This window comes from Neorhizobium sp. DAR64872/K0K18 (assembly GCF_050500175.1).
Classification (GTDB): Bacteria; Pseudomonadota; Alphaproteobacteria; order Rhizobiales; family Rhizobiaceae; genus Neorhizobium; species Neorhizobium soli.
Genome location: NZ_CP191446.1, coordinates 1,601,193 through 1,620,027, shown reverse-complemented (window position 1 = coordinate 1,620,027; position 18,835 = coordinate 1,601,193). Strand labels below are relative to the sequence as shown.

Here is an 18,835-nt window from a genome sequence, read left to right as displayed (position 1 = left end):
CACGCCGGTCGTTATGACCGTCGCTTCCAACCATCAGACGATTGCACAGGTCACCGTGAGGTGACCTGTTCTCGTTCGTTCACTGTCGGGCCGAAGATCTGCTCGAAAGCCTCACGAAGCCGGATATCGACATCCGTCATCATGACCGGCAGGCCGAGATCCACCAGGCTGGTCACACCATATCCAGTTATACCGCAAGGCACGATGCCGGAGAAATGCGACAGGTCGGGCTCGACGTTGAGCGACAGACCGTGAAAGCTCACCCAGCGGCGCAGGCGAATACCCAGTGCGGCAATCTTGTCCTCGGTCACCGACCCGTCGAACATGGTGGGCTTGTCAGGCCGCTTCACCCATACGCCAACACGATCCTCGCGCCGCTCGCCGCGAACGTTCATCATGTCGAGCGTCTGGATGACCAGCTCCTCGAGGCCCGCCACATAGGCTCGAACGTCCTGACGCCGGCGCTTCAGGTCCAGCATGACGTAGGCAACGCGCTGGCCCGGGCCATGATAGGTGTATTCTCCGCCGCGACCCGTCGCAAATACGGGAAACCGATCCGGCTCGATGAGATCGGCGGTCTGTGCACTGGTTCCTGCAGTATAAAGCGGCGGATGCTCCAGCAGCCAGACGAGTTCGTCGGCATGGCCGTCGGCAATGGCTGCAACCTCCGCCTCCATCGTGGCGATCGCCACGTCGTAAGGCACGAGTTCGTCCGAAACCCGCCATCTTACGGGCGGAGAGTCAGCTTGCGGCAGCATGGAGAGATTGAGATCGGTGCGTGTCAGCATGGCCAGTCTTCTGTCAAAAGCGAACAAGGGCGGCAAGAGCCTTGTTTTCCGGGACTTTATATAAGGTTATCCCCAACCCGTTTAAATCCTTCAAAAATCTGTCACGACGCACTTGTGCACCCCAAATCCTTTTGCTACATGCTCGCTCGCCGGAGCAATTCGGCTCTACCACGGATGCGGTCGTGGCGGAATTGGTAGACGCGCAGCGTTGAGGTCGCTGTGGGGCAACCCGTGGAAGTTCGAGTCTTCTCGACCGCACCAAAAGAACCCGGCTTCGGCCGGGTTTTTTCGTTTCTGGCGTCAAGCGACGTTTCAAGCCTCGTCATGTCACCCAATTCACATCTTCACAAACGAATTGACTTCTTGCTCCTTATGGAACATAAACAGAACAACACAGGAGCGTAACATGGCAACCGCAGAAAAATTCATCGTTCTCCAATTCAAGAAGAACCGCGGCCACGTCGTCCCCGGTGAAATGCGCCAAGCCTCGAACGCGGCCTCCGCCGAGAAGATCGCGACGGCCATGTCGGTGCGCGTCATCGGTGTCGCAGCCTATTCTGTGATGGTGGACGAAGAGACGGGCGATATGACCTCCCCGCGCCTTCTCATCGAGCACGGCGAGACCACGGAACTCGCGGCCTAACATACCGCGACCTCGACTTCCGAGCATCGGATATGTTTTCCGGTGCTTGCAGCGTCAAGCGTTGCTGATGTGCCCGCACCTGCGGCTTGCCGACAAGGTCAGCCTGTGTTTGAACTCAGGTTCAATTGAAAGCGCAGGCCAATGCCCCCAAAGACTTCCGAAAACCCGCTCAAGGGCATGGCGATCATGGCCTCGTGTATGGCCATTCTGCCTGTCATGGATGCCATCGCCAAATACATGGCGAATTTCGAGCACATGTCGCCCGGACAGGTCACCTTCTATCGGTTCCTGTTCCAGTTCCTGAGCCTGCTGCCGCTGGCACTGCTTACCGCCCGGTCGCTCATCCATGCGAACCGCCCGTGGATGAACCTGTTGCGCGGCACGTTGCATGCGTCGGCAAGCCTGATGTTTTTTGCCGCCGTCAAATATATGCCGCTTGCCGACGTGTTCGCGATCTACTTCGTCGAACCGTTCATGCTGACGATGATGTCTGCCATCTTTCTTGGAGAAAGGGTCGGCTGGCGGCGCTGGCTTGCTATCGTCGTCGGATTCGGCGGTGCGATGATCGTGATCCAGCCGAGCTATTCGATATTCGGCTGGACGGCGCTTCTGCCGGTCGCCTGCGCCTTTCTCTTCACGCTCTATCTGTTTCTCAACCGCGCCATCGGTGAGAGTGATTCGCCGCTGGTGATGCAAACCATTGCCGGCCTCGGCGGCACCGTCTTCATGGGCCTCGCGATGACTGCTGGAAGCAGTTTCGGCGTGGCGGACTTCGAGCCGTCCCTGCCCGCCTCCGCGCTCGGGTTGCTGCTGCTGGTCGTACTGGGTTCGATCTCGGGATACATGCATCTGCTCGTGGTCAAGGCGTTCAGGATGGCACCCCTGTCGCTGCTCGCGCCCTTCCAGTATTTCGAGATCATCTCGGCGACCGTGCTTGGCTATGCGCTGTTCGGTGACTTTCCGACGGCATCGAAATGGTTCGGCATCCTCATCATCGTGGCCTCGGGCCTGTTCATCATCTGGCGCGAACACGCCCAGTCGAAACAGCTCGTGCCTGCGTGACCTTCGTTGACAACAACCATCAAACATCGTGAAAAGACCTCATGAGCCAAGACCCGATGTCCCCTGACAATCCCATGCTTCTCAGCGGATATTCCAATGTTCCGCCGGGAATGATCGCCACCGTGGTGACCTGTCTGGAGATGCAGGAACGACCGGAACCCGGTTCCAATCCTCCTGCAGGATCACTCACCGTCGAACACTGGCCGTCGCCGTCGATCGCGGATTATCGCGCGCTCTACAGATCAGTCGGCGAACACTGGATGTGGACCTCGCGCCTCATCATGGATGACAGCGAGCTTTCCGCTATCCTTCAAGACCCACTGATCGAAGTTCATGCCCTGATGGATGGCGATCGCGCGGTTGGGCTTCTGGAACTCGATTTTCGCAAGGAAGGCGAATGTGAGATCGGCTATTTCGGTCTTGCCGCCGGTACGATCGGCAAGGGGGCCGGCCGGTTCCTGATGAATGCTGCTATCGAAAAGGCGTGGTCGCGCCCGATCTCGCGCTTGTGGGTTCACACCTGCCACCTTGATTCGTCTCACGCTCTGCCATTTTACCAGCGCTCCGGCTTCAAACCCTTCAAGATGATGGTCGAAGTCGTCGATGATGTGCGGCTGACAGGCCTGGTGCCGCGCAGCGCATCGCCGCAGGCGCCGATCATCGAGCCCTGAGCGATCACCCGATTGCGACTATTCATACCGTCTTCCGGCTTGAGCCCGAACCACTTGCCGTGCAAAAGTCCCGGCAGAATCTTATAGATAGAATGGAGTGACACCATGGATGTCCGCGCCGCCGTAGCCGTTCAGGCTGGCAAACCGCTCGAAGTGATGACCGTACAGCTGGAAGGCCCTCGCGCCGGCGAAGTGCTGATCGAGATCAAGGCGACCGGCATCTGCCATACCGACGATTTCACCCTGTCGGGTGCGGATCCGGAAGGCCTCTTCCCCGCCATCCTCGGCCATGAAGGCGCCGGCATCGTCGTTGATGTCGGACCGGGTGTCACCTCGGTCAAGAAGGGCGACCACGTCATTCCGCTCTACACGCCGGAATGCCGCGAGTGCTATTCCTGCACATCGCGCAAGACCAACCTTTGCACCTCCATCCGCACCACGCAGGGCCAGGGCGTGATGCCTGACGGCACCAGCCGGTTTTCGATCGGCAAGGACAAGATCCACCATTACATGGGCTGCTCGACATTCTCCAACTTCACCGTTCTGCCCGAGATTGCCGTTGCCAAGGTCAATCCCGACGCGCCGTTCGACAAGATCTGCTACATCGGCTGCGGCGTCACGACGGGCATCGGCGCCGTCATCAATACGGCCAAGGTTGAAATCGGTTCGACCGCGATCGTCTTCGGTCTCGGCGGCATCGGCCTTAACGTTCTGCAGGGTCTGAGGCTTGCCGGCGCCGACATGATCATCGGCGTCGACATCAATCCCGACCGCAAGGAATGGGGCGAGAAGTTCGGCATGACACATTTCGTCAACCCGAAAGAGGTCGGCGAAGACATCGTGCCCTATCTCGTCAACATGACCAAGCGCAACGGCGATCTGATCGGCGGCGCCGACTACACGTTCGATTGCACCGGCAATACCAAGGTCATGCGCCAGGCGCTCGAATCGTCACACCGCGGCTGGGGCAAGTCGGTCATCATCGGCGTTGCCGGCGCCGGTCAGGAGATCTCGACCCGTCCGTTCCAGCTGGTCACCGGCCGCAACTGGATGGGCACGGCTTTCGGCGGCGCCCGTGGACGCACCGACGTGCCGAAGATCGTCGACTGGTACATGGAAGGCAAGATCCAGATCGATCCGATGATCACCCACACAATGCCGCTCGAAGACATCAACAAGGGTTTCGAGCTGATGCATTCGGGCGAAAGCATCCGTGGCGTGGTGGTCTATTGACCACCGGGCCGTCCTACACGACCGACGTGCGGAGACTCGAAGAGTTCTCCGCACTCGACCTTTATGCCATGATGAAAATGCGCGTGGACGTGTTCGTCGTCGAGCAGACCTGTCCCTATCCGGAACTTGACGGCAACGATGCGGCCTGTCTGCATCTGCGTCTTCTCGACGGCCGCGATCTGCTGGCCTGCGCCCGCATCTGGCGGCCGGAGCCCTCAGACAATCCGCGCATCGGCCGCGTTGCCGTCTCGCCGGATCATCGGGGCAAGCGGCTCGGCGAAGCGTTGATGCGCGAATTGATCGCCGCCTGCGAACAGGCCTATCCCGGAGAAACGATCGAGATTTCCGCGCAGGCGCATCTTCAGAAATTCTATGCCTCGTTCGGCTTCTCGCCGATATCAGAGGAGTATCTGGAGGACGGTATTCCGCATGTGGACATGCTGAGGGCAAAGCCTTGATCTATGTCGATGCCGATGCCTGCCCCGTGAAGGCGGAAATCCTTAAAGTCGCGGAGCGTCACGCGTTTGAGGTGACGTTCGTTGCCAATTCCGGCTTGCGTCCGTCCCGCGATCCGATGGTGAAGAACGTCATCGTCTCGGCCGGTTTCGACGCCGCCGATGACTGGATCGCGGAGCGCGCCGGCCCTGCCGACATCGTCATCACGGCCGACGTGCCGCTTGCCGTGCGTTGTGTGGCCGCCGGTGCGTTTGTCACGGGACCGACCGGGCGCGTGTTCGACGAGACCAATATCGGCATGGCGAGCGCCATGCGCGATCTTGGCCAGCATCTGCGCGAGGCGGGCGAAAGCAAGGGCTATAACGCAGCCTTCTCGCCACGCGACCGATCCAAATTCCTGGAGACGCTGGACAGGCTCTGCCGGCGCGCCAAATCAAACGGCTAGACCGCGCTATCAAAGCGGTACGGGAGGGCGGATGTCGACACAACAGAGCAAGGCATCGCTGTGGCACTGGCGCCGCCGCCGGCATGGGCCCTTCTTCGTGTCGGCGATCGTCGCAGTCGTCGCGTTGCCTGTGCTGATCTGGCAGCTGCCGGAGCTTGCCGCAGCGCTGACGGCGATCGTCTTTTTCGTCGTCTATCTTGGATTCATGGCATTCCGAATCCCGCATCTGGACGCCGACCGCTTCGAGAAAAGCGGCCAGAACACCGATGAACCGGCACCGCTTATCCTGGCCGTCACGCTTGCTGCGGCGGCGATTTCGTTGGTGACGCTGTTTGAAGCGATGAACGACAAGCAGACGTCAGGTGCGTTGGATGTGATGGTCGGCTTCGCCGCCGTCATTCTCGGCTGGTTTTCGCTGCACATGATGTTTGCCCTACACTACGCCCACCTTTACTGGCGCCCCGGCGACGACAAGGTCGAGGGCCCGGTTGGCGGCCTCGACTTTCCCGGAACCGATCGTCCGGGCGGCTGGGAGTTTCTCTATTTCGGCTATATCATCGGCATGACCGCCCAGACGTCCGATGTCGCGATCACGGCGACCGACATGCGCAGGATCAATCTCCTCCACTCGGTCGTGTCTTTCTTTTTCAACACGGTGCTGGTAGCCGCTGCGGTCAATGCCGTCGTTTCGCTGGCCGGCTGAAGTCCCAACATCGAGGAACATGACCGATGAAGATCATCTCACAGAACACCGCATTTGGCGGCATGCAGGGCGTCTATTCGCATCCGTCGGATGCCTGCAAATGCGATATGACCTTTGCCGTGTTCGTGCCGCCGCAGGCGGTGTCGCAGCCGTGCCCGGTTCTCTGGTATCTGTCGGGTCTCACCTGCACCCATCAGAACGTGATGGACAAGGGCGAGTATCGCCGGCTGGCTGCAGAGCTCGGTCTCGTCATCGTCTGCCCCGACACAAGCCCGCGCGGAGACGACGTCGCGGATGAGGCGACCAACTGGCAGATGGGCAAGGGTGCCGGATTTTATCTCGATGCAACTCAGCAGCCCTGGGCCGAGAACTACCAGATGTACACCTACATCACGCAGGAACTGCCCGCCCTCATCGGCGAACAATTCCGCGTCGACATGAGCCGTCAGGGAATTTTCGGCCACTCCATGGGGGGTCACGGCGCCATGACGATTGCTCTCAAAAACCCCGACCGGTTCAAGAGCTGCTCGGCCTTTGCGCCCATAGTCGAGCCGACAACCGCCGACTGGTCTGCGCCGGCACTCGAAAAATATCTCGGTGCCGATCGGTCAACGTGGCGGCCATACGACGCCTGCGCGCTGGTGAAGGACGGGGCGCATTTTCCGGAATTCCTGATCGATCAAGGCAACGCCGACAACTTCCTCGATAGCGGCCTGCGGCCATGGCTGTTCGAACAGGCAATCGAGGGCAAGGACATTGCTCTGACGCTCAGGATGCATGAGCGCTACGACCATTCCTACTTCTTCATCTCGACATTCATGGACGACCATCTGCGCTGGCACGCCGAGCGTCTGGCCTAGTCTCCCGTTCGAGAATCAGGACGCCCGCGCGCAATCGCTCGCGGGCGTAAAATCTCAATTCTTGTCGACTGCCCAGGCACCGGGGCCGGAGAAGACGAGATACAGGAAAATGAAGCAGAACAGGATGGCGCCTTCGCCGCCGTTCAGCGCCGGCCAGAAGCCCTTGCTGGCATGCGCCATGAAATAGGCGACGGCCATCTGGCCGGACAGGAGAAACGCGACCGGGCGGGTCTTGAAGCCGACAACCAGCAAGGCGCCGCCGACCACTTCAAGCAGCGCTGCAATCAGCAGAAGCGGCGGCAAAGCACCGTCGCCCATCGGTGCCGGAAAACCGAACAACTTCATAGTGCCGTGCTCGATGAAGAGCAGGGCTGCAATGATCCGCAGCACGGCGAGCGCCTGCGGACGGTATTGTCCCAGACTATTGAAAAACTGCATGTCAAATCCCTCTCGTAGCATTGCCGCGGCTGCGCGGCAGCAAACGAGTTAAGCTCGGTTTGCCTGCGGAAATCAAATGCATTTCGTCGAGAATCAGGGCTCGAACAGGGCAGATGTGATGGTTGCGGAATGTCCGCTGCGCAGACGGAACTCGCTTGCCACCCGGTCGGCGATCTTTCTGGCAAGAGCTGCATCGGCATCCTTGTTGCCGAAGAGGAAGACCGACGTTTCGAAGGAGCCCGTCGCGACCGGTTCACCTGTCGAGACTGAGACGGCCTGAACCGTGACCCTCGCCTCCAGCCGCCGGCCGAAGACGACGGGAACGGGCGCTGCGCGGTCGATGCGAACGGAGATGATGGTTCGCGGCAGCATGCTCGGCCGCATCGTCGAGCGGACAGCCTCATCGATCAGCATGTCGGTGGCAATGACGAGGCCCTGTGGCACGTCGGGCCGTGCCGTCACGAAAGCTCCCCTGACGTCGTAGAGAAGCTTGTTGCGCACACCATCTTCCAACGGCATGCGAAACGCCATCAGCGATGGCGTCAGGGTCAAGATCAGGGCTAGGCGCAGGACACCGGAACGCATGGGAAAACTCGATACGCAGACTGTACCGATCTTCCGCCAACAGGGTTAGAGAAGGATTAAGTCCGCCCTGTGGTTGCGTCAAAAACCGCAGCAGCGGCCTGCATCTCTTCGAACCGCTTTGCGCGGCGATGTTCGGCCTCGGCATCGGATCCCCAATGCTCGATTGCCCAGTCTTCCTCCAGATGCGCAAGCCGCCATGTGTCATCGACGGAAAGCTCACCTTCGGCGAAAGCAATCGCTAGGATTGCGGAGCCCGTCAGCGATGTCACCGTGTGGAGAGACGCAAGCTCGATCGGGGACGCATATTTGCGCAACACCCCGGAAAGGGCGGCGATCGCTTCCTTAGGCTGCTCCTTGGGCATGACACCCTCGATCACCTCGAAGCGCGCACCGATCGCGTTTGCGGCCCAGTCGAGGACGGGATCCCACTGCTCGGCCTGACGGAGCGCAAGGTTTGCAGGCGTATCTGCGCGGTAGCACAGCATATCGCTGGACGAGAAGCGAAGGATGTCCTCGAACACGGCCTGCGGGTCGGCGGCAATGCCGTCGATTGCGGTGTTCACCAGCCGTGTCACCGGCATCGTGCGCGGATCGATCACGTCGACCTGCGATGCCCATTCGTCGCGGACGAGTTCGGCCACCCGTGTGGTCGGCATTCTCAAGGCGTTCTTGGCGGGTGTCTTCACCGGCCGACCGTCGAGAAGGATGGCGTAGTCGCCCTCGCCTTCCTCAACCGAAACTTCCTTGTAGAAGCGCTTCGGCAGAGGCTTGTGCATCTGGATCTGTGCCCGCCGGGTCGGGTCTTCGTGGCTCAAACCGGCGTTCGGGTCGGATAGTATGTCGCGCATGGAAAACCCTCAGCCGATCAACGGCAGCAATTCGCTTGGATGATGGACGATGTGGTCGGCTCCGGCCTTCTGAAGCTCGCCAACCGAGGCGTATCCCCAGGAAACACCGATTGCCGTTGCACCGGCCGCCTTTGCCATCTGCATGTCGTAGATCGCATCGCCAATGACAAGAGTGTCTTCGGGCGACACGCCCGTCGCGTCGCAGCATTCGGTGACCATCGCCGGATGTGGTTTGGACGGGCAATCATCTGCCGTGCGGCTGACGACGAAATGGTCTGCATAGCCGTGCGTGTTCATGATCATGTCGAGGCCGCGACGGGATTTGCCGGTGACAGCGCCGATCAACAGGTCGTCTCGCGGTCCGATCGTCTCGATCAGGTCCTTTATGCCATCGAACAAAGGCTCGCGGAAATCGAGATCCTGGCGCACCACGGAAAAGAGCGACTTGTAGTAGGCCATCATCTCGACGGCTTCTTCATCGGCATGCGGCTTGCCGTCGATGCGGGCGATCGCGATGTCGAGCGTCAGTCCGATGATCGACTTGGTCTGCGCCAATGTGGGTTCCGCCTTGCCGAAGTGGCGGAAGGTGCGCAGCATTGTCTCGTGGATCAGTTCGGCGCTGTCGACCAGCGTGCCGTCGCAGTCGAACAGGACAAGCTTCATTCCTGGTCCTCCCGCCGACCGTTCTCCATGTCGAAGCCCAGAAGGTTCCAGGACTGCACCATGTGCGGCGGCAGCGGAGCCGTGACCCGCAGACGACCGCCATCCGGATGCGGGATGTCGATGTGGCGCGCGTGCAGATGCAGCTTTTTCTGGATGCCGCCCGGGAACGGCCAGTTGTGATCGTCGTCGAAATATTTCGGATCGCCGATGATCTGGTGACCGAGATGCAGCGCATGGACACGCAGCTGGTGCGTACGGCCGGTATAGGGCTCCATCTCCAGCCACGCCATTGTCTGCGCTGCGGTTTCCAAAACGCGGTAATAAGAGACCGCGTGATCGGCGCCCTCCTCACCATGCCTGGCGATCCGCATGCGGTCGCCGTCGGGCGTCTGTTCCTTGACGAGCCAGTTGGAAATCTTGTCTTCGCGCTTGCGCGGCACGCCCTTGACCAGCGCCCAGTAGGTCTTCTTGGTATCGCGTTCGCGGAATGCCGCGGTCAGCTTCTGCGCCGCACCGCGTGTGCGGGCAACCACGAGGACACCTGATGTGTCGCGGTCGATCCGGTGGACGAGACGCGGTTTTTCGCCTCTCTTGTTGGTGAAGGCATCCATCATCTGGTCGATATGGCGGGTCACGCCGGATCCGCCCTGTACAGCCAGACCCGCGGGCTTGTTGAGGACGAAGACCTTGTCGTCTTCATGCAGCATCATCCGCTGCAAAAGCTCGTAGTCGCCGGCGTGCTTCAGATCCTTGCCCGCGATCGGCCCGCTGTTCTTCGCGTCGGTATCCATCGGGGGAATGCGGACCATCTGGCCGGGCTCAACACGGGTGTCGCTTTTTACACGGCCACCGTCGATGCGCACCTGTCCGGAGCGCAGTAGTTTCTGTAGAGGGCCGAAGCCGAGACCCGGGAAATGGATCTTGAACCAACGGTCGAGGCGCATGCCTGCCTCGTCCGCCTCGACGCGGATATGCTCGATGCCTGCCATCAAAGCTCTTTCATCTTATCTGTGATCAGTCCTGCCCTTTAGAGCATTGCCCGCCCGAGCGCCAGCCCAGCAAAGACCGCACACAGCGACACACCAACGCTTGCGATCACATAACTTGCCCCCGCTACCGTCGCGCCGCGCTCGAAGAGCGAGATGACATCCAGCGAAAAGGCCGAGAATGTCGTGAAGCCGCCGAGAAATCCAGTCACCAGCAGGAGACGCATCTCAGGCGAGGCGTTGAGGCGCCGGGCAATCACCTCACTTAGCAAACCGATTGCGAAACAGCCGACGATGTTGACGGTCAGCGTTCCCCAGGGAAAGTTTGGCCCGAACCGGCGCAGCGTCCAGACGCCCACGAGGTAGCGGGCGACGGAACCGAATGCGCCGCCCAGTGCGACAAGTATGATATTGATCATCGAGATATCCAGAAAAGTCCTAAATCGTGCCTACCGTTAAAATGCCGGGATTTCGGTTAAATCGCGGCAAACTCGGCGCTTATTACATATGTGCCGAATGGGTTGAAGGCGGTTGCTATGGTTCAGGTGACGACAATTTCGGCAAGCATGGCAGCGCTCGCCATAGAGACGTTAAGAACGCCGCCGCAACTGTCCGTCAAAGCGAGAATTGGTGAGGCCAAACGTGTCGCCGAACGCGCTTCTGCGCGTGATCAGAGTGCGACCGATCCGACGGTCACCGGGGCGATGACGCTTGCGACCAGCCTGTCTCTCGATTTCCTCGATGCCGGCCAGCAGCCTCCGCAGCAGCAGGCATCGCTGCAGATGGCCGAAGCCGCCTATCGTGACACGGAAGAGTGACCTTCAGACCCCGAGTACAAGAAGTCCGACACCCTGAATGCCGCTGAGGAAGCGGCGCCAGCTTTCGGGTATCGTGAAATACATCCGCTTGGCGAATGGACGGATGACCGGAAGCCAAGCCTGCGCGTAGAGGCGCCCTTTCCACGAGAAGGGCAGGCTATAGCCGTTCAGCAACAGTTTCTGGTTTGCCCAGGATTGTTTGTAGGCGCCATCGCCGCCGAGAAGATCGTAGGTCTTGATCCCGTTGTCGATCAGCCAGCAGACTGTCATTTCCATCTGCACCTTGCCGGCGGAGAGATGCCGCAGGCTCCAGTCGAAGCTGCCAAGATAGGCGTAGTAGTGCCCTGCCCGCACGAAGCCGAGCTCCATCGCCACCGTGACATCGCCGGCCCGCAGGATCGAAAGGCACGCACCCTCTAGCAACGCGGCATCACCCGTCAGGCTCGCCAGGAAATCGTCCAGGCCATCGAAGGAAAAACCGCTGCTGCTTCTCCCGGTCTCGCGGAGCCAGACCCGCTTCATCGCCGCACAGTCGCGAACGTATTCGGCAAACCTTTGATCGGAGGGCCAGATCATCTCGAAGGTGAGTTCTCCGAGCCGCGCCAGGTGGTTGCGCCGACGGTTGCGATTGCGCTTCTTCAATTTGCCGCCGTGCGAGCGGTATGCGTCCGAATCGGCAAACTGCGTGAGATCGAGCACGGCGCTGCTTCCGCCGTAGCCTCGGATCGTCGGCTGTGAGCGAAGCAGAAGTCCCAGCGAGGATTGATGCGGAACGGGGTGAAAGACCGCGACATCACAATCGGGCATCATCTCGATACGGGTGAGCAACTTGCCCATCAGCAATCCGGCAAGATGGGCGTCGTCGCACAGGAGATTGCAGTATTGCGAGTGGGGTGCGCCGAGGTTTTCCAACACCCTTATGCCGCTGACGGTCTGAACCATCAAAGGCCAGACTGCGACGAGACTGCCGTTGCGCCACACAGTCTCGATCCGGAATTCGAACGCGGAGCCATTGCCGGCAAAGGCTGCGACCCAGCCGCGGCACCAATCGAAACTCTGAAAATAGGTCAGCCGGTCTTCGCACCGGCTTTCAAGGGCCCGCCAGGCGTCGGCAACCGTGTCGATTTCTGCAAGCGTGCTGAGGCGTCGATAAATACCGACGTCTGTTTCCGGTGCACTGGAAATATCCACGATCTTCGTCCCCACGAGCTAGCCCCGCTGCGAGCATAGCTTGTGGAGCTAAACGAGAGATTACGTCCCCGATCACATAGCGCGTGATCAGTTGTGCTGGTTACCGGGACGAAAAGCTTCGACCGGAAGCGAGAGTTCGAGCCTGCCGGTGTGTTCGAAGTTAAGCGTCAGGGGAACGCTTTCGCCCTGCTTGAAAGGCGTCGCGACCTTGGTGAACATCAGATGCAATCCGCTGGGCTTCAACTCGACGGTCTGACCGGCCGGGACCGAAATGCCGCCATCGAGCCGACGCATCTTCATGATCTGGCCCTGCATCGACATTTCGTGGATCTCCACGGCAGGCGACAGAGGCGACGAGGCAGAGACAAGTCTATCGTTCTCGCTGCCCGTGTTGCGGATCACGAGATAGCAGCCGCCGACCGGCTGGCCGGGAAGCATGGCGCGGACATAACCGCCTGAAATCTTGAGCATACCGAGTTTGACTGAGGCGCCGGATGCGGTCGCCGGATCTGACGATCCGTGCATGTGCATGGCACCATTCCCGGAACCGGCATCTCCCGCCTGCGCATAGGATCGATCTGCCGCCGCCGCGAGCACCGCTGCACACAGCGCCAGAGTCGCAAGATATTTCATGACAACGCCTCCCATCGTCTTTCAAGACGACGGGTAGAGCAAATTCCTGAACGTCCGGAAAGCTTGAACCTTGGCACTCAGTCGCGATGCCTAACTCTATGGTGTGCGACAAAAATCTTGGTCACGACGACATTCTCCCCTTGTCAAACCTGTCGCCTCCTCGATAATGAACCTCATACCCGTTGGGAGAAGCCGCTTCGATGCGGTGCCGAAGGAGCAACCGCCCCGGAAACTCTCAGGCAAAAGGACCACGGGCGACCAACCGGAACTCTGGAGAGTAGCAACCGTCATCGGGGGCTCGCCGAAGGGATAACAATCTCAGGCGAAAAGGACAGAGGGGGCTCGAAACAGGCGCGTAACCGCGCCCTGATCAGAGCCGGCGTGTGAGCTGATTTTACTCAGCGAGCGCCAAAACCTGGAGGCGCCTTTTTGGACGATCACTCAGTTCTCAAGACCACACCGCTCAACGCGCTGCATCTTTCGCTTGGTGCGAAGATGGTGCCGTTCGCGGGCTACGACATGCCGGTGCAATATCCGCTCGGCGTGATGAAGGAGCACCTCCATACGCGTGCTGCCGCAGGCCTGTTCGATGTCTCCCACATGGGCCAGGTCATCGTCAGAGCGAAGTCCGGCGACTATGCAGATGCAGCACTTGCGCTGGAAAAGCTCGTTCCGGTCGACATCCTGTCGCTGAAGGAAGGCCGTCAGCGTTACGGGTTCTTCACCGACGACAATGGCTGCATTCTCGACGACCTGATGATCACCAATCGCGGCGACCATCTTCTCGTCGTCGTCAACGCCGCCTGCAAGGATGCCGACCTTGCGCACATGAAGGCGCACCTTCCGGACTGCGACGTCACCCTGCTCGACGACCGCGCGTTGATCGCCCTCCAAGGTCCACGTGCCGAAGCTGTTCTGGCCGAGCTCTGGGCTGGCGTCTCCTCAATGAAGTTCATGGATGTCCGCGAAGTGCCGCTGCACGACGTTGCTTGCATCATCTCGCGCTCCGGTTATTCCGGCGAGGACGGTTTCGAGATCTCGATCCCGCAGGACCATGCCGTGTCAGTTGCCAAGGCATTGCTCGAGCACCCGGATTGCGAAGCCATCGGCCTCGGCGCCCGTGACAGCCTGCGCCTCGAAGCCGGTCTGTGTCTTTATGGAAACGACATCGACACCACGACGTCGCCGATCGAGGCATCGCTCGAATGGGCATTGCAGAAGGCCCGCAAGGCCGGCGGCGATCGTGAAGGCGGGTTTCCGGGAGCGGACCGCATCCTCGCCGAACTGGCCGTTGGCACCAGCCGCCGCCGCGTTGGTCTGAAGCCGGAAGGCAAGGCGCCGGTGCGTTCGCATGCGAAACTGTTTGCCGATGCGGACGGGCTGCAGGAACTTGGCGAAGTCACCTCTGGCACATTCGGCCCGACGGTCGAAGGTCCGGTTGCCATGGGCTACGTTCCCGTCAGTCATGCAGCAGCAGGTACGCAGGTCTTCGCCGAAGTCCGGGGAAAATACCTGCCGATGACGGTGGCCGCGCTGCCGTTCATCACGCCGACCTACAAGCGATAAACACGCGCGGGAGGCCTGGCCCCACCCCCGGCCTCCCCCCCACGTCATCCCCATTCACGCTTTCCTTAAGAGGACATTCCCATGCTGAAATTCACCGCCGAACACGAATGGCTGAAACTCGAAGACGGCGTTGCCACCGTCGGCATCACCACCCATGCTGCCGAGCAGCTAGGTGATCTCGTGTTTGTCGAACTGCCAGAAGTCGGTGCCGAGCTGGTGAAGGACGGCAATGCCGCAACCGTCGAAAGCGTCAAGGCAGCCTCCGACGTCTATTCGCCACTCGATGGCGAAGTCACCGAAGTCAATCAGGCGATCGTCGACGACCCGTCGCTCGTCAATTCCGATCCGCAGGCTGCCGGCTGGTTCTTCAAGCTGAAGCTCAAGAATGTAGCCGACGCCGACGCGCTGATGGACGAAGCTGCCTACAAGGAACTGATCGGATGAGCGACTCGACCGACTTCCACTTCACCGACTACGACCCGTACGACTTTGCCAATCGTCGCCATATCGGTCCCTCCCCGACGGAGATGAGCGATATGCTTGCGGTCATCGGCTACAAGTCGCTCGACGCGCTGATCGATGCCACGGTCCCCGCCTCCATCCGCCAGCAGAACCCGCTGACCTGGGGTGCGGCGCTGACCGAACGAGAAGCGCTCGACAAGCTGCGCGAGACCGCCAACAAGAACCAGGTGCTGACCACGCTGATCGGACAGGGCTATTACGGCACCGTGACGCCGCCTGTCATCCAGCGCAACATTCTGGAGAACCCAGCCTGGTACACCGCATACACGCCCTACCAGCCGGAAATCTCTCAAGGCCGCCTCGAAGCGCTCCTGAACTTCCAGACGATGATCTGCGACCTGACTGGCCTCGACGTCGCCAATGCGTCGTTGCTCGATGAAGCAACGGCTGCTGCCGAAGCCATGGCGCTCTGCCAGCGTCAGGCGAAATCGAAGGCAACCGCCTTCTTCGTCGACCACGCCTGCCACCCGCAGACGATCGCGTTGATCGAGACACGTGCGGCCCCGCTCGGCTGGAGCGTGATCGTCGGTGACCCGATGACCGATCTCGACCCGGTCGATGTATTCGGCGCGATCTTCCAGTATCCCGGCACCAATGGCGAAGTCCGTGATTTCTCCGGCCTGATTTCCCGCCTGCACCAGACCGGTGCGGTTGCCGCCATGGCGGCCGATCTCTTGGCGCTGACGCTCCTGAAATCGCCCGGCGAAATGGGTGCGGATATCGCGATCGGCTCGTCGCAGCGGTTTGGCGTGCCTGTCGGTTACGGCGGTCCGCACGCGGCCTACATGTCGGTCAAGGATGCGCACAAGCGCGCCATGCCCGGCCGCCTCGTCGGCGTCTCCGTCGATGCCCGCGGCAACCGTGCCTACCGCCTGTCGCTGCAGACCCGCGAACAGCATATCCGCCGCGAGAAGGCGACATCGAACATCTGCACCGCGCAGGTCCTGCTCGCTGTGATGGCCTCGATGTACGGCGTCTTCCACGGCCCGGAAGGCCTGAAGGCGATTGCTCAGGCCGTGCACAAGAAGGCCGTGCTGATGGCAAAGGGCTTGGAAAAGCTCGGCTACACGATCGAACCCGATACGTTCTTCGACACGTTCACCGTCGAGGTCGGCCACATGCAGGGTGTGATCATGCGGGCGGCCGTTGCTGAAGGCGTCAACCTGCGCAAGGTCGGTGAAACCAAGATCGGCATGTCGCTCGACGAACGCACCCGCCCGGCAACGCTGGAAGCCGTCTGGCGCGCATTCGGCGGCGACTTCAACGTGTCGGACTTCGCGGTCGAATACCGCCTGCCCAACACACTTCTCAGAAAATCGGATTACATGACCCATCCGATCTTCCACATGAACCGCGCCGAAAGCGAGATGACCCGCTACATCCGCCGCCTGTCGGACCGCGACCTGGCGCTCGATCGTGCCATGATCCCGCTCGGCTCCTGCACGATGAAGCTGAACGCGACGGCTGAAATGCTGCCGATCACCTGGCCGGAGTTTTCCGACATCCATCCGTTCGTGCCCGTCGACCAGGCGCTCGGCTACAAGGAGATGATCGACGATCTCTCGGCAAAGCTCTGCCAGATCACCGGTTACGATGCTTTCTCGATGCAGCCGAATTCCGGTGCGCAGGGCGAGTATGCGGGCCTGCTGACGATCCGCAACTACCATATCGCCAATGGCGATATGCATCGCGACGTCTGCCTCATCCCCACCTCCGCGCACGGCACCAATCCTGCCTCGGCCCAGATGGTCGGCATGAAGGTCGTGGTCGTGAAAGTGCTCGAGAACGGCGATATCGATCTCGAAGACTTCCGTGCCAAGGCACAGCAGCATGCGGCAAATCTGTCCTGCTGCATGATCACCTATCCTTCGACACACGGCGTGTTCGAGGAGACGGTGAAGGAGATCTGCGAGATCACCCATGCCAATGGCGGCCAGGTCTATCTCGACGGTGCCAATATGAACGCAATGGTCGGATTGTCCCGCCCGGGTGACATTGGCTCCGACGTTTCGCATCTCAATCTGCACAAGACGTTCTGCATTCCGCATGGCGGCGGCGGTCCCGGCATGGGTCCGATCGGCGTCAAGGCGCACCTGGCAAGCCACCTGCCCGGTCACCCGCAATGGGCCGGAGAACTTGGCAGCGAAGGTGCGGTTTCGGCGGCGCCGTTCGGCTCTCCCTCGATCCTGCCGATCTCCTGGTCCTACTGCCTGATGATGGGCGGCGAAGGGCTCACGCAGGCGACGAAGGTTGCGATCCTCAACGCCAACTATATCGCAGCTCGGCTCAAGGGCGCCTACGATGTGCTCTACAAGTCCGCAAGCGGACGCGTCGCGCATGAGTGCATCATCGACACCCGCCCGCTCAACGCCTCGGCCGGCGTCTCTGTCGACGACGTTGCAAAACGCCTGATCGACTGCGGCTTCCACGCCCCGACCATGAGCTGGCCGGTTGCCGGTACGCTGATGATCGAACCGACGGAATCGGAAACGAAGGCCGAGATCGACCGGTTCTGCGATGCGATGCTGGCAGTCCGCGAAGAGGCTCGTGCGATCGAAGACGGTCGCATGGACAGGGTCAACAACCCGCTGAAGAATGCCCCGCACACGGTGGAAGACCTGGTCGGCGAATGGGATCGTCCTTATAGCCGCGAACAGGCCTGCTATCCGCCGGGCGCATTCCGTGTCGACAAATACTGGTCGCCGGTCAACCGCGTCGACAATGTCTATGGCGACCGCAATCTGCTCTGCACCTGCCCGCCGCTTGAGGACTACGCGGAGGCCGCGGAGTAACACGAATACCGGAGAGGCCCGGGCTTTGGGCCTCTCCGGGATATATTTTCGCGCAGCCCTTGTTTAAGTGCAATTATTCTCTATTTTGAGTTTCATCGAACTTTGCTAGCGACTCGTCCGCAGCTCCCGGAAAACTTGGAGCTCTTTCTGATTTCCTCTCAACGTCGATCTACCCCCGACCCCGTATTTCAGGGTTGGCAACTTACTACGATTGAAAGGAAATCGTTATGGATACCGGCACTGTAAAGTGGTTTAACAGCACCAAGGGTTTTGGTTTCATTCAGCCTGACAACGGCAGCCAGGATGTGTTCGTTCACATTTCCGCTGTTGAGCGCGCTGGCATGAATGGCCTGAACGAAGGTCAGAAGATCAGCTACGAAATCGTCCAGGACAAGCGTTCTGGCAAGAGCTCCGCAGACAACCTGCGCGCTGCTTAAGGTTTTGTCATTGCCCCGCGTGACCACGGATGTACTGGCACGAAGGCGGCGATGATGGTGGAAGGTCGGGGTTCATCTCCCGGCCTTTTGTTTTTTCGTCCATTCTGAGGTTTTACTGTGCTAGACGGTTTAACTTCGAATGGGTGAAAAGAGAGCGGATGTGAGATCGCTTCCCGATCAACCCGCGTCCGACAAATTTCAAGAGATAGCGGTTCGCCGCGTAAGGAGATATTTTGCAGGTACTCGTCAGAGATAACAACGTTGATCAGGCTCTCCGCGTCCTGAAGAAGAAGATGCAGCGCGAAGGTATCTTCCGCGAAATGAAGGCTCGTAGCGCTTACGAAAAGCCTTCCGAGAAGCGTGCCCGTGAAAAAGCAGATGCGATCCGTCGCGCGCGCAAGCTTGCTCGCAAGCAGATGCAGCGCGAAGGCCTGCTTCCGGCTCCGAAGAAAAAAGTCATCGTAGCTCGCGCCCGCTAGGCTCCGACATGAGCGT

Annotated in this window: 23 protein-coding genes, 1 tRNA gene and 2 riboswitches; of the genes, 15 read left to right on the top strand and 9 right to left on the bottom strand. The window is 60.3% G+C overall.

Features of this window, described 5'->3' with window-relative positions; genetic code table 11:
- Window positions 1-50: 50 nt before the first annotated feature.
- Window positions 51-788 (bottom strand): lipoyl(octanoyl) transferase LipB, encoded by a 738-nt coding sequence (lipB, locus tag ACQY1P_RS13485; protein WP_430256610.1) that lies wholly within the window; start codon window positions 786-788, stop codon window positions 51-53.
- Between the two features lie 176 nt (window positions 789-964).
- On the opposite strand from lipB, the gene ACQY1P_RS13480 reads away from it, so the two are divergent.
- The 9 genes from ACQY1P_RS13480 (at window position 965) to fghA (ending at window position 6,861) form a co-directional block, all read left to right on the top strand.
- Window positions 965-1,049: transfer RNA gene (locus ACQY1P_RS13480), tRNA-Leu, on the top strand.
- A 145-nt stretch (window positions 1,050-1,194) separates the two neighbouring features.
- On the top strand, window positions 1,195-1,431 hold the full coding sequence (locus ACQY1P_RS13475; RefSeq protein ID WP_062580664.1) for a hypothetical protein: 237 nt from the start codon (window positions 1,195-1,197) through the stop codon (window positions 1,429-1,431).
- Between the two features lie 141 nt (window positions 1,432-1,572).
- A complete protein-coding gene (locus ACQY1P_RS13470) occupies window positions 1,573-2,493 on the top strand; it encodes a DMT family transporter (RefSeq protein WP_325265243.1) in 921 nt (306 codons plus the stop codon).
- Between the two features lie 41 nt (window positions 2,494-2,534).
- Window positions 2,535-3,164, top strand: coding sequence for a GNAT family N-acetyltransferase (locus ACQY1P_RS13465; protein WP_244474042.1), 630 nt, complete (start codon window positions 2,535-2,537; stop codon window positions 3,162-3,164).
- Window positions 3,165-3,269: 105 nt separating this feature from the next.
- Window positions 3,270-4,397, top strand: coding sequence for an S-(hydroxymethyl)glutathione dehydrogenase/class III alcohol dehydrogenase (locus tag ACQY1P_RS13460; protein ID WP_062580660.1), 1,128 nt, complete (start codon window positions 3,270-3,272; stop codon window positions 4,395-4,397).
- The gene (locus ACQY1P_RS13455; RefSeq protein ID WP_430256609.1) at window positions 4,394-4,855 is read left to right on the top strand and encodes a GNAT family N-acetyltransferase; all 462 of its coding nucleotides are present in this window, start codon (window positions 4,394-4,396) and stop codon (window positions 4,853-4,855) included. Before ACQY1P_RS13460 ends, ACQY1P_RS13455 begins: the two co-directional genes overlap by 4 nt.
- Window positions 4,852-5,298, top strand: coding sequence for a YaiI/YqxD family protein (locus ACQY1P_RS13450; protein WP_430256608.1), 447 nt, complete (start codon window positions 4,852-4,854; stop codon window positions 5,296-5,298). Before ACQY1P_RS13455 ends, ACQY1P_RS13450 begins: the two co-directional genes overlap by 4 nt.
- A gap of 31 nt (window positions 5,299-5,329) precedes the next feature.
- A complete protein-coding gene (locus ACQY1P_RS13445) occupies window positions 5,330-6,001 on the top strand; it encodes a DUF1345 domain-containing protein (RefSeq protein ID WP_430256607.1) in 672 nt (223 codons plus the stop codon).
- A 26-nt stretch (window positions 6,002-6,027) separates the two neighbouring features.
- Window positions 6,028-6,861 (top strand): S-formylglutathione hydrolase, encoded by an 834-nt coding sequence (fghA, locus tag ACQY1P_RS13440; RefSeq protein WP_062457042.1) that lies wholly within the window; start codon window positions 6,028-6,030, stop codon window positions 6,859-6,861.
- A 54-nt stretch (window positions 6,862-6,915) separates the two neighbouring features.
- On the opposite strand, the gene ACQY1P_RS13435 is transcribed toward fghA, so the two are convergent.
- From ACQY1P_RS13435 to crcB, 6 genes are all read right to left on the bottom strand, one after another.
- Complete coding sequence (locus ACQY1P_RS13435; RefSeq protein ID WP_430256606.1) at window positions 6,916-7,299, bottom strand: DoxX family protein; 384 nt, start codon at window positions 7,297-7,299, stop codon at window positions 6,916-6,918.
- A gap of 93 nt (window positions 7,300-7,392) precedes the next feature.
- Window positions 7,393-7,884, bottom strand: a complete 492-nt coding sequence (locus tag ACQY1P_RS13430) for a hypothetical protein (protein WP_430256605.1) — start codon at window positions 7,882-7,884, stop codon at window positions 7,393-7,395.
- 56 nt (window positions 7,885-7,940) lie between these two features.
- On the bottom strand, window positions 7,941-8,732 hold the full coding sequence (locus ACQY1P_RS13425) for an ATP12 family chaperone protein (protein WP_430256604.1): 792 nt from the start codon (window positions 8,730-8,732) through the stop codon (window positions 7,941-7,943).
- 9 nt (window positions 8,733-8,741) lie between these two features.
- A complete protein-coding gene (locus ACQY1P_RS13420) occupies window positions 8,742-9,395 on the bottom strand; it encodes an HAD-IA family hydrolase (protein WP_062457059.1) in 654 nt (217 codons plus the stop codon).
- A complete protein-coding gene (locus ACQY1P_RS13415) occupies window positions 9,392-10,384 on the bottom strand; it encodes an RluA family pseudouridine synthase (RefSeq protein WP_062457061.1) in 993 nt (330 codons plus the stop codon). The genes ACQY1P_RS13420 and ACQY1P_RS13415 overlap by 4 nt, the downstream gene beginning before the upstream one ends.
- Before the next feature lie 38 nt (window positions 10,385-10,422).
- On the bottom strand, window positions 10,423-10,800 hold the full coding sequence (gene crcB, locus ACQY1P_RS13410; protein ID WP_062457064.1) for a fluoride efflux transporter CrcB: 378 nt from the start codon (window positions 10,798-10,800) through the stop codon (window positions 10,423-10,425).
- A gap of 117 nt (window positions 10,801-10,917) precedes the next feature.
- Between crcB and ACQY1P_RS13405 the strand changes: the two genes are divergently transcribed.
- On the top strand, window positions 10,918-11,199 hold the full coding sequence (locus ACQY1P_RS13405) for a hypothetical protein (RefSeq protein WP_062457067.1): 282 nt from the start codon (window positions 10,918-10,920) through the stop codon (window positions 11,197-11,199).
- Window positions 11,200-11,202: 3 nt separating this feature from the next.
- Here ACQY1P_RS13405 and ACQY1P_RS13400 read toward each other — a convergent pair whose 3' ends face one another.
- Window positions 11,203-12,405, bottom strand: a complete 1,203-nt coding sequence (locus ACQY1P_RS13400; protein ID WP_430256603.1) for a GNAT family N-acetyltransferase — start codon at window positions 12,403-12,405, stop codon at window positions 11,203-11,205.
- 72 nt (window positions 12,406-12,477) lie between these two features.
- Window positions 12,478-13,023, bottom strand: a complete 546-nt coding sequence (locus tag ACQY1P_RS13395) for a copper chaperone PCu(A)C (RefSeq protein WP_430256602.1) — start codon at window positions 13,021-13,023, stop codon at window positions 12,478-12,480.
- Between the two features lie 173 nt (window positions 13,024-13,196).
- A riboswitch (glycine riboswitch) is annotated at window positions 13,197-13,283 on the top strand.
- Window positions 13,284-13,368: riboswitch (glycine riboswitch) on the top strand. It abuts the riboswitch before it with no gap.
- Window positions 13,369-13,452: 84 nt separating this feature from the next.
- On the opposite strand from ACQY1P_RS13395, the gene gcvT reads away from it, so the two are divergent.
- The 5 genes from gcvT (at window position 13,453) to rpsU (ending at window position 18,819) form a co-directional block, all read left to right on the top strand.
- Complete coding sequence (gcvT, locus tag ACQY1P_RS13390) at window positions 13,453-14,589, top strand: glycine cleavage system aminomethyltransferase GcvT (protein WP_430256601.1); 1,137 nt, start codon at window positions 13,453-13,455, stop codon at window positions 14,587-14,589.
- 81 nt (window positions 14,590-14,670) lie between these two features.
- Window positions 14,671-15,033 (top strand): glycine cleavage system protein GcvH, encoded by a 363-nt coding sequence (gcvH, locus tag ACQY1P_RS13385; RefSeq protein ID WP_062580646.1) that lies wholly within the window; start codon window positions 14,671-14,673, stop codon window positions 15,031-15,033.
- Window positions 15,030-17,903, top strand: a complete 2,874-nt coding sequence (gcvP, locus tag ACQY1P_RS13380; RefSeq protein WP_430256600.1) for an aminomethyl-transferring glycine dehydrogenase — start codon at window positions 15,030-15,032, stop codon at window positions 17,901-17,903. The genes gcvH and gcvP overlap by 4 nt, the downstream gene beginning before the upstream one ends.
- Window positions 17,904-18,130: 227 nt before the next feature.
- Window positions 18,131-18,340 carry a cold-shock protein gene (locus ACQY1P_RS13375; RefSeq protein WP_062457081.1) on the top strand — a complete coding sequence of 70 codons (210 nt, stop codon included), beginning with the start codon at window positions 18,131-18,133 and terminating at the stop codon, window positions 18,338-18,340.
- 233 nt (window positions 18,341-18,573) lie between these two features.
- Window positions 18,574-18,819 carry a 30S ribosomal protein S21 gene (rpsU, locus tag ACQY1P_RS13370; RefSeq protein ID WP_062457083.1) on the top strand — a complete coding sequence of 82 codons (246 nt, stop codon included), beginning with the start codon at window positions 18,574-18,576 and terminating at the stop codon, window positions 18,817-18,819.
- The last annotated feature ends 16 nt before the right edge of the window (window positions 18,820-18,835 follow it).

Bases quoted from the DNA above. Each gene is read 5' to 3' on its own strand.
- ACQY1P_RS13420 (WP_062457059.1), bottom strand. From the start codon at position 9,395: ATGAAGCTTGTCCTGTTCGACTGCGACGGCACGCTGGTCGACAGCGCC.
- ACQY1P_RS13445 (WP_430256607.1), top strand. From the start codon at position 5,330: ATGTCGACACAACAGAGCAAGGCATCGCTGTGGCACTGGCGCCGCCGC.
- crcB (WP_062457064.1), bottom strand. From the start codon at position 10,800: ATGATCAATATCATACTTGTCGCACTGGGCGGCGCATTCGGTTCCGTC.
- ACQY1P_RS13475 (WP_062580664.1), top strand. From the start codon at position 1,195: ATGGCAACCGCAGAAAAATTCATCGTTCTCCAATTCAAGAAGAACCGC.
- ACQY1P_RS13430 (WP_430256605.1), bottom strand. From the start codon at position 7,884: ATGCGTTCCGGTGTCCTGCGCCTAGCCCTGATCTTGACCCTGACGCCA.
- ACQY1P_RS13460 (WP_062580660.1), top strand. From the start codon at position 3,270: ATGGATGTCCGCGCCGCCGTAGCCGTTCAGGCTGGCAAACCGCTCGAA.
- ACQY1P_RS13470 (WP_325265243.1), top strand. From the start codon at position 1,573: ATGCCCCCAAAGACTTCCGAAAACCCGCTCAAGGGCATGGCGATCATG.
- ACQY1P_RS13415 (WP_062457061.1), bottom strand. From the start codon at position 10,384: ATGGCAGGCATCGAGCATATCCGCGTCGAGGCGGACGAGGCAGGCATG.
- ACQY1P_RS13435 (WP_430256606.1), bottom strand. From the start codon at position 7,299: ATGCAGTTTTTCAATAGTCTGGGACAATACCGTCCGCAGGCGCTCGCC.
- ACQY1P_RS13425 (WP_430256604.1), bottom strand. From the start codon at position 8,732: ATGCGCGACATACTATCCGACCCGAACGCCGGTTTGAGCCACGAAGAC.
- ACQY1P_RS13375 (WP_062457081.1), top strand. From the start codon at position 18,131: ATGGATACCGGCACTGTAAAGTGGTTTAACAGCACCAAGGGTTTTGGT.
- ACQY1P_RS13465 (WP_244474042.1), top strand. From the start codon at position 2,535: ATGAGCCAAGACCCGATGTCCCCTGACAATCCCATGCTTCTCAGCGGA.
- ACQY1P_RS13395 (WP_430256602.1), bottom strand. From the start codon at position 13,023: ATGAAATATCTTGCGACTCTGGCGCTGTGTGCAGCGGTGCTCGCGGCG.
- gcvP (WP_430256600.1), top strand. From the start codon at position 15,030: ATGAGCGACTCGACCGACTTCCACTTCACCGACTACGACCCGTACGAC.
- fghA (WP_062457042.1), top strand. From the start codon at position 6,028: ATGAAGATCATCTCACAGAACACCGCATTTGGCGGCATGCAGGGCGTC.
- ACQY1P_RS13405 (WP_062457067.1), top strand. From the start codon at position 10,918: ATGGTTCAGGTGACGACAATTTCGGCAAGCATGGCAGCGCTCGCCATA.
- lipB (WP_430256610.1), bottom strand. From the start codon at position 788: ATGCTGACACGCACCGATCTCAATCTCTCCATGCTGCCGCAAGCTGAC.
- gcvH (WP_062580646.1), top strand. From the start codon at position 14,671: ATGCTGAAATTCACCGCCGAACACGAATGGCTGAAACTCGAAGACGGC.